Below are 8,104 nucleotides of genomic sequence, written 5' to 3' on the forward strand. Positions count from 1 at the left end.
TTTTGGAGCATGTGATGATTCACAGCAAATTGATTAAGGCGCTTTCTCTTGGCGCAGTATTGGTAACCTCAAGTTTAGTGAAAGCAGAGCCGTTGGCACTCAATCAGGTGATTGATTATGCATTGACTCACGAGCCTTGGTTACAGGCAAATAAATACCAGCAACAGGCGATAGAAGCGCAAAGCATTGCGGCCGGTACCTTGCCAGATCCAGTATTAACCGTTGGGCTAATGAATTTACCAACCGATGGTTTTGCCTTTGATCAAGAAGGTATGACGCAATTCAAAGTGGGCTTGTCACAACAATTTAGCCGAGGTGATAGCCTTGCCCTACAGCAGCAAGCATTAAAACAATCAGCTGAGCAATACCCTTGGCTGCGTGCAGACCGCCAAGCACAGGTTAAAGCCATTGTTAGCGAAGCATGGCTAAATGCCTATCGCGCGCAAAAAAGCATTCAACTGATCAACCAAGATAAAGCCTTATTTAATCAACTTATTGATATTACAGAAGCAAGCTATGCCAATACACTTGGCGCAACTCGCCAGCAGGATATTATTCGCGCTCAGCTAGAGCTGACTCGGCTTGAAGATAAGCTGGTGATGTTAGAGCAACAGTTTGATAGTGCCAAAAAGCGACTAGCACAATGGCTACCTATTGAAATGCTAAACGGTGCAGTGAGCGATGACAATACTAAGGTGGCTGCACTAATGCCTTATCAAGAGCTTGAACCGTCTGGGGTGACTGAAGTGTTGATGAGTCACCCGGCAATTATTGCTATTGATCATGCAATGCGTGCTAAAAACACCCAAGTGCAAGTGGCAAAAGAAGCGTATAAGCCGCAATTTGGTATGAACTTAGGCTATGGCTATCGTGACGACACACCTATGGGTGACTCTCGCGCTGACTTGTTCTCTATAGGGGTGAGTGTTGATTTACCGCTGTTTACTGATAACCGTCAAGATCAACAAGTCAATGCCGCAATAGCTAGTGCAGAGGCAGTAAAAACCAACAAACTTATTACCCTACAAAAATTGCAAGGTCAGTATTTTAAAGAGCTTAGCCAGTTGAGCCGATTAGCTCAGCGCAAAGCACTATATCAACAGCAGCTATTACCGCAAATGGCAGAGCAAGCTGAGGCGACATTAAATGCTTACACCAACGATGATGGTGACTTTTCAGAAGTGATGCGCGCACGCATCAGCGAACTTAACGCAAAAATTGATGCGTTGAATATCGAAATAGACAAACAAATTACCCTCGCTCGCCTTAACTATTACGCAGCAGCAAAAGATAACCAAATAAATGCAGCACAAAGCCAAGGAGCTAGCAATGAATAACACAGTGAAATTAGTTATCGCTTTGGCGGTAGGTGCAGCATTGGCAACGGCTGTAAATAAATTGGCTGAGCCAGAGCATGAACAAATGCCAAGCGCTGAGAAAAAGCCGCTATATTGGGTGGCGCCTATGGACAGCAATTACCGCCGTGATGAACCGGGGTTATCGCCAATGGGTATGGAATTAGTCCCTGTTTATGAGGAGCAAAGTAGCGCTGAAGACAGCCCAGGTACTGTGAGAATCTCACCAGCAGTCGTTAATAACTTAGGGGTAAGAACGGCGCCTGTACGTTTTAAATCATTACAAACGACGGTTGATACGGTTGGCTATGTGCAATACGACCAAGACCAATTAGTGCATATTCACCCTCGTGTCGAAGGCTGGATAGAAACCTTATATGTTAAAGCCGCAGGTGACCAAGTTAAGCAAGGCGAGCCGCTATACACCTTGTATTCTCCACAGTTAGTGAACGCACAAGAAGAGCTACTGCTTGCCCTTAAACGTAACAACGCAGTGCTTATACGTGCAGCCAAAGCACGCTTAGCCTCACTGAATGTTTCTGATGATTTTATTGCGCGATTAGAGCAAAGCCAAAAGGTTAGACAAAACATTACCTTTTATGCCAAGCAAAGTGGCGTATTGGATGAGCTAAATATCCGCGAAGGCTTCTTCGTAAAACCTGGCACAACCATGATGAGTATTGCTCACTTAGAAGAAGTATGGGTCGAGGCTGAAGTTTTCGAGCGCCAAGCAGGGCTTATCCATAAAGGCTTGCCAGTTACTATGACATTAGATTACTTACCGGGTAAACGCTGGCAGGGCGAGGTCGATTATATTTACCCAACCCTTGATGAGAAAAACCGTACCCTTCGCGTGCGCTTACGTTTTGCCAACCAAGATGGCTTACTAAAACCAAATATGTTTGCTGAAGTGAGTATTACTACCAAGCCGACTGAGCCGCAATTAGTCATCGCAAAAGAAGCGGTGATCCGTACAGGTAGCCAAGACCGTGTTGTAATCGATTTAGGTGAAGGGCGCTTTAAGTCAGTCGCCGTGACGCTAGGTCGTAGTGATAATCATGATGTCGAAATTTTATCAGGCTTATTGAAAGACGATAACGTTGTGGTTTCAGCGCAGTTCTTAATAGATTCCGAATCAAGTAAGAGTTCTGACTTTATGCGTATGCAAGAACCGGATAGCGAGAGCGCAATGGTGAATGGCGTGATCAACAGCATTGACCGTGAAGCCAGAACAGCTGTGATCAGTCGCGAAGCCATCCCTAAGTGGGGGCGCGGGGCTGCAACTATGGAATTTCATTTTTCGCCGCGCATCGATATGTCTAGTTTGCAAAGCGATGATGAAGTGCATTTTACCTTTAAATTGGTGGACGGTGAGTTCGTGATTTTTGACATCATGACCATGAGCCACCCTATGCAAGGAGAAATGCAATGATAGCTGCCGTGATCCGTTGGTCAGTCGGTAATCGCTTCTTTGTATTACTGCTGTCTTTAATGTTGGCGGGCTTTGGGATTTTTTCTTTAAAGAATACCCCAGTTGATGCCTTGCCTGACTTATCTGATGTACAGGTTATTGTAAAAACGTCTTACCCAGGACAAGCACCTCAGGTGGTGCAAGACCAAGTAACGTTTCCTATCACTACAGCCATGTTGTCGGTGCCGGGAGCTGAAACGGTAAGGGGCTTTTCGTTTTTTGGTGACTCTTATGTATACGTTATTTTTAACGAAGACACCGACCTTTATTGGGCCCGTAGTCGGGTGCAAGAGTATTTGAGTCAAGTAAGTGCTCGCTTACCAGATTCAGCACGGCCTGAACTTGGCCCTGATGCAACAGGGGTGGGTTGGATTTACTTGTATGCGCTGGTGGATAAAACCGGTAAGCACGATATTAGCCAGCTACGAAGCTTGCAAGATTGGTTTTTAAAGTTTGAGCTGCAAACGGTGCCGGGCGTATCAGAGGTAGCGTCTGTTGGCGGTATGGTTAAGCAGTATCAGGTGAATGTCGACCCAGATAAATTGCGTGCTTATGGTATTCCGCTAAGTTTAATTCAAACAGCAATTAAGCAAGGTAACCAAGAGCGTGGCGCTTCAGTGGTCGAAATGGCTGAAGCCGAATACATGGTATCGAGCACAGGTTATATTAAAAGTGTCGCAGATTTAGAAGCCATTCCGCTGGGTACTAATGCCAATGGCACGCCACTGCAATTACGCGATGTGGCTGATATAAAACTTGGACCGCAAATGCGCCGTGGTATTGCCGAACTAAACGGCGAGGGTGAAGTAACTGGTGGTGTGGTAGTGATGCGCTTTGGAGAAAACGCCGAAGCAACCATTAAACTCGTAAAAGAAAAGCTAGAGTCGCTCAAAAAAGGCCTGCCAGAGGGTGTTGAAATCATTCCAGTGTACGACCGTTCAAACCTTATTACCCAAGCACTTGATAACTTAAGTTCAAAGTTAATTGAAGAGTTAATCGTCGTGGCCTTAGTGTGTGTGGTGTTTTTATTCCATATACGCTCATCGATCGTAGCCATTATCACGTTGCCAATGGGTATTTTAACGGCTTTTGTGGTGATGTATTGGCAAGGTATAAACGCCAACATCATGTCGCTTGGCGGCATAGCGATTGCTATTGGTGCAATGACAGATGGTGCTATCGTGATGATAGAAAATATGCACAAGCATATGGAGAAAACCCCTCTGACCGATGAGAACCGCTGGCAAGTCGTGATGGACTCAGCCGCAGAGGTCGGGCCCGCGTTATTCTTTAGTTTATTAATTATCACCGTCAGCTTTATGCCAGTGTTTATTCTAGAAGCACAAGAAGGCCGTATGTTCTCGCCACTGGCTTATACAAAAACCTATGCCATGGCGGCCTCGGCAGGTTTAGCCATTACATTGGTGCCGGTGTTAATGGGCTACTTTATTTGCGGTAAGGTTATATCGGAGCAGAAAAACCCTGTTAACCGGTTATTGGTGGCAGCGTATAAACCCTTATTAAATGCGGTATTAAAAGCGCCGAAAACAACGCTGTTACTCGCTGTGGTTTTGGCTGCTATTGGTTTTTACCCAGTTAATAAAATTGGTAGTGAGTTTATTCCTCCCCTTGATGAGGGCGACTTAATGTACATGCCAACTACTTACCCGGGTATTTCAATAGGTAAGGCCCGTGAAATCTTACAGCAGACCGATAAGTTAATTGCCAGTGTGCCAGAGGTCGAGTCGGTATTCGGTAAGGTAGGTCGTGCAGATACTGCAACAGATCCGGCGCCACTCACCATGATCGAAACCTTTATTCAGTTAAAGCCAAAGTCACAGTGGCGCGAGGGCATGACAACCGAGAAACTGAAAAAAGAGCTCGATAATCTGGTTAAGTTCCCAGGGCTTACCAATGCGTGGGTTATGCCAATCAAAACACGAATCGACATGCTTGCCACTGGGATTAAAACGCCTGTGGGGATCAAAGTAGCAGGGCCAAAGCTGAGCGAAATTCAAAAAATCGGTGAGCAAATTGAAGTCATCTTAAAAGATTTACCGGACACGGCTTCGGTTTATTCTGAGCGCGTTGCCGGCGGTCGCTACATCAAAGTTGATATCAACCGTGAAAAAGCAGCACGGTACGGTTTAAACATTGCTGATGTACAACAGGTTGTTGCTACTGCTATCGGCGGTATGAATGTGACCGAAACCGTTGAAGGGCAAGAGCGTTACCCTGTTAACTTGCGTTATCCACAAGATTATCGTGACTCGCCAGAAGAGCTTAAGTTGCTACCGATCGTGACGCCAAATGGACAGCGCATCGCATTGGCCGATGTTGCTCATGTCTTTATTGAAGATGGCCCGCCGGGTATTAAAAGTGAAAATGCGCGTATTAATGGCTGGAGCTTAATCGACATTGAAGGCAGTGATATCGGCAGTTATGTTGAGCGTGCGCAACAAGCGCTGCATGAGCAACTCGAGCTACCAGCTGGTTACTCAATTACTTGGGCGGGGCAATATGAGTATATGGAGCGTGCTAAAGCTAAGCTTAGCTACGTATTGCCATTAACCTTGGCAATTATTGTGGTGCTGTTATACCTCAATTTTAGAAGCTTTACTGAGGTGGCAATGATCATGTTGACCTTACCGCTTGCGATGATAGGGGGTATTTGGTTGATGTACCTTGAAGGATTTAACTTCTCGGTAGCCGTTGGAGTCGGCTTTATAGCCTTAGCTGGGGTCGCTGTAGAAATTGGCGTGATCATGCTGGTTTATCTCAACCAAGCTTATCAAGATGCTAAAGCGCAATCAGCACAATTTACGGTTACAGAGCTGCGCCAAGCAATCATCAATGGTGCTGGCCTTCGGGTGAGACCTGTAATGATGACAGTTGCCACCATTATTATCGGTTTACTGCCGGTGCTTTATGGCACTGGAACGGGTAGTGAAGTGATGAGCCGAATAGCAGCACCTATGGTTGGCGGAATGCTCAGTGCCATTGTTTTAACGCTACTTGTGTTACCTGCGCTTTATTTTATTTGGCGTAAACGAGATCTATAAATTTTACAGTCAGTGTGTAACTTGTACGCTTTTACTTGCTACAAGTTACACATTTTATTTTTAAATTTATGATAATTAAAGCGTTTTTTACTGGTGTGATTTATGCAATGTTTTATTAAATTGATTTTGATAAGGAATGCACATGCAAGTTAAAACAATACAGCAAGTTTATGATTGGACCGTGTTATTTCATACCCAAATGGCGGCCAACTTCCATAATGTTAAAGACTTACTGGACGAGCACAATCAAATGCTGGTGGAGTATTATCTGCAATACGAGAAAAAATTGGCAGAAGATCTGGTTGGCTTTAAAGCCATTACAGAACTGAACACACTGGATACTTATTGCTACGAGTACTTTTCAGACAACCCAGATTTGATCACGTTTGATGATATTAGTACTGATCAAAAAATTGATGAAAAGGCCATTCAAGTATATTTAACGACACAGCATCAAAAGGTTATTGATTTATATGAATACCTTGTATCGCGTGCCGAAACTGCTGCAACGATTGAAAAGCTAGAGCGTTTACTAGAGCTTGAACATCAAGGTCTTAAGCAAATGATGCAAAGCTCAAACCGTCATATGGATATGTAATCGATTAATCTATTAATCCGCTTAATGAAAATCGAGTAAGAAGCCGACCTTTTTAAGGTATTTTTGCTCTTGCTGTAAATCCGCCAAAAGCAAAGTATGTTCTTTAAGCCACTTATTGTGAAACTTTAAGAACATACTATTTTGCTTGGCTGTGACCTCAAGTTCAAAACCTTGGTCAGTAATGCGCTTTTGATTTAGCAATACTGCTAAGCGCAAAATAACAATTAACTGCAATATTTCGTAATGCTGCATGGTATGCAGAGCTGGAAAATCTTCTAAACGGATCTTTTTTCGATAAAAGCGGATCATACAGCTAAGTAGTGTTTGTTGTTGCTGTGTGAAGCCCGGTAATTGACTGTTTGCTACGATATACGCACTGTGTTTATGTATTCCTGATGAATTAACCCCTAAGCCAATTTCATGCAGCTGTGCGGCCCAATCCAGTAAGTTGACATAGTCAGGGTCGGTAAGTTGCCATGCCCCTTTTACCTGTTCAAACAGCCACTTTGCAGTTGTCGATACACGATTAGCATGTTCTTTATCTATGGCATTACGCTCAGATAGGTTCGCTATAGTATTAGTGCGAATATCTTTATGGGCGAGCTTTTGCTGCATTTCATGAAGTAAACCTTCACGTAACGAGTAATCGCTGTATTGCATCGCGTCGATTTTAAACAGCCTAAATACCGCGATTAAAATAGCCAAACCACCACAAATACTCGCTTGTCGCTCAGGTGTAAGACCTTCAATTTGCAGCGCAGCTATTTGTTTAGCAGCAATAAACTGGGTTTTTAGTTCTAATAATCGCTCTAATGTGATCAGCTCTTGCTCGGCATCATTGGCATTAATCATGGCAAGGATAGATTTTATTGTGCCTGATGTTCCCACTACAGATTGCCAGCCAGCCGATAAGTAATTGGCAAAGATCACTTCGAGTTCTTGTTCAGCGCGAACCTCCGCTTTGGCAAAGCGCTTAGCTGTGATTTGTCCATCTGCAAAAAACTGCTTGGTATAGCTAACACAGCCCATGTTGCGACTAGCAAGGAGTTTGTGTTTAAAGTGTTTACCAATGATGAGCTCGGTACTGCCGCCACCGATATCAATAACTAAGCGGTTTTCATCGTGATGAATGTAATGGGCAACGCCTTGGTAAATTAAACGGGCTTCTTCTTGCCCTGAAATCACTTCAATCGGGTAAGGAAACACCTTACTTGCTTGAGTTAAGAATGAATGAATGTTTTTCGCGCGGCGTAATGTGTAAGTGGCAGCTACTTTGACATTCTCTAAAGGGAAGTCTTGTAAGGTAGTGGCAAATTGTTTGAGAATCGCCAGTGCGCGCTCGATAGCTTCTTGGCTTAAGTGATTTTTATCATCTAAACCATCAGCTAAATAAACGCGCTGCTTTTCTTTGTGTAAGATTTGCAAAGAGCCATCGACCTCTCTTGCCACCACTAAATGAAAACTGTTTGAGCCTAAGTCAACGGCAGCAATTGAGGGATAATCATTCATTATTATAGTTACTTTCCCATTTTTTAAGGTGGTCATAAATGGCAATTTGCGAACGAATTTTCTTACGATTGCCACGGCGTACATAGCTGTTTTTTTGTTCGCTATCGAT

Annotated in this window: 5 protein-coding genes; 4 read left to right on the forward strand and 1 reads right to left on the reverse strand. The window is 44.0% G+C overall.

Features of this window, described 5'->3' with window-relative positions; genetic code table 11:
* Window positions 1–14 precede the first annotated feature (14 nt).
* From L1264_RS18620 to L1264_RS18635, 4 genes are all read left to right on the forward strand, one after another.
* Window positions 15–1,337: a TolC family protein gene (locus L1264_RS18620; protein WP_199527650.1), complete on the forward strand. Its 1,323-nt coding sequence runs from the start codon at window positions 15–17 to the stop codon at window positions 1,335–1,337.
* Window positions 1,330–2,787 carry an efflux RND transporter periplasmic adaptor subunit gene (locus L1264_RS18625; RefSeq protein WP_199527651.1) on the forward strand — a complete coding sequence of 486 codons (1,458 nt, stop codon included), beginning with the start codon at window positions 1,330–1,332 and terminating at the stop codon, window positions 2,785–2,787. Before L1264_RS18620 ends, L1264_RS18625 begins: the two co-directional genes overlap by 8 nt.
* Window positions 2,784–5,888, forward strand: coding sequence for an efflux RND transporter permease subunit (locus L1264_RS18630; RefSeq protein ID WP_199527652.1), 3,105 nt, complete (start codon window positions 2,784–2,786; stop codon window positions 5,886–5,888). The genes L1264_RS18625 and L1264_RS18630 overlap by 4 nt, the downstream gene beginning before the upstream one ends.
* Window positions 5,889–6,030: 142 nt before the next feature.
* The gene (locus L1264_RS18635; protein WP_135923302.1) at window positions 6,031–6,486 is read left to right on the forward strand and encodes a hypothetical protein; all 456 of its coding nucleotides are present in this window, start codon (window positions 6,031–6,033) and stop codon (window positions 6,484–6,486) included.
* 21 nt (window positions 6,487–6,507) lie between these two features.
* Here L1264_RS18635 and ppx read toward each other — a convergent pair whose 3' ends face one another.
* Window positions 6,508–7,995, reverse strand: coding sequence for an exopolyphosphatase (gene ppx / locus L1264_RS18640; protein WP_199527653.1), 1,488 nt, complete (start codon window positions 7,993–7,995; stop codon window positions 6,508–6,510).
* Between the last annotated feature and the right edge of the window lie 109 nt (window positions 7,996–8,104).

Origin of the sequence: Pseudoalteromonas sp. APAL1, from assembly GCF_021532475.1 — a bacterium.
Lineage (GTDB): Bacteria > Pseudomonadota > Gammaproteobacteria > Enterobacterales > Alteromonadaceae > Pseudoalteromonas > Pseudoalteromonas lipolytica_C.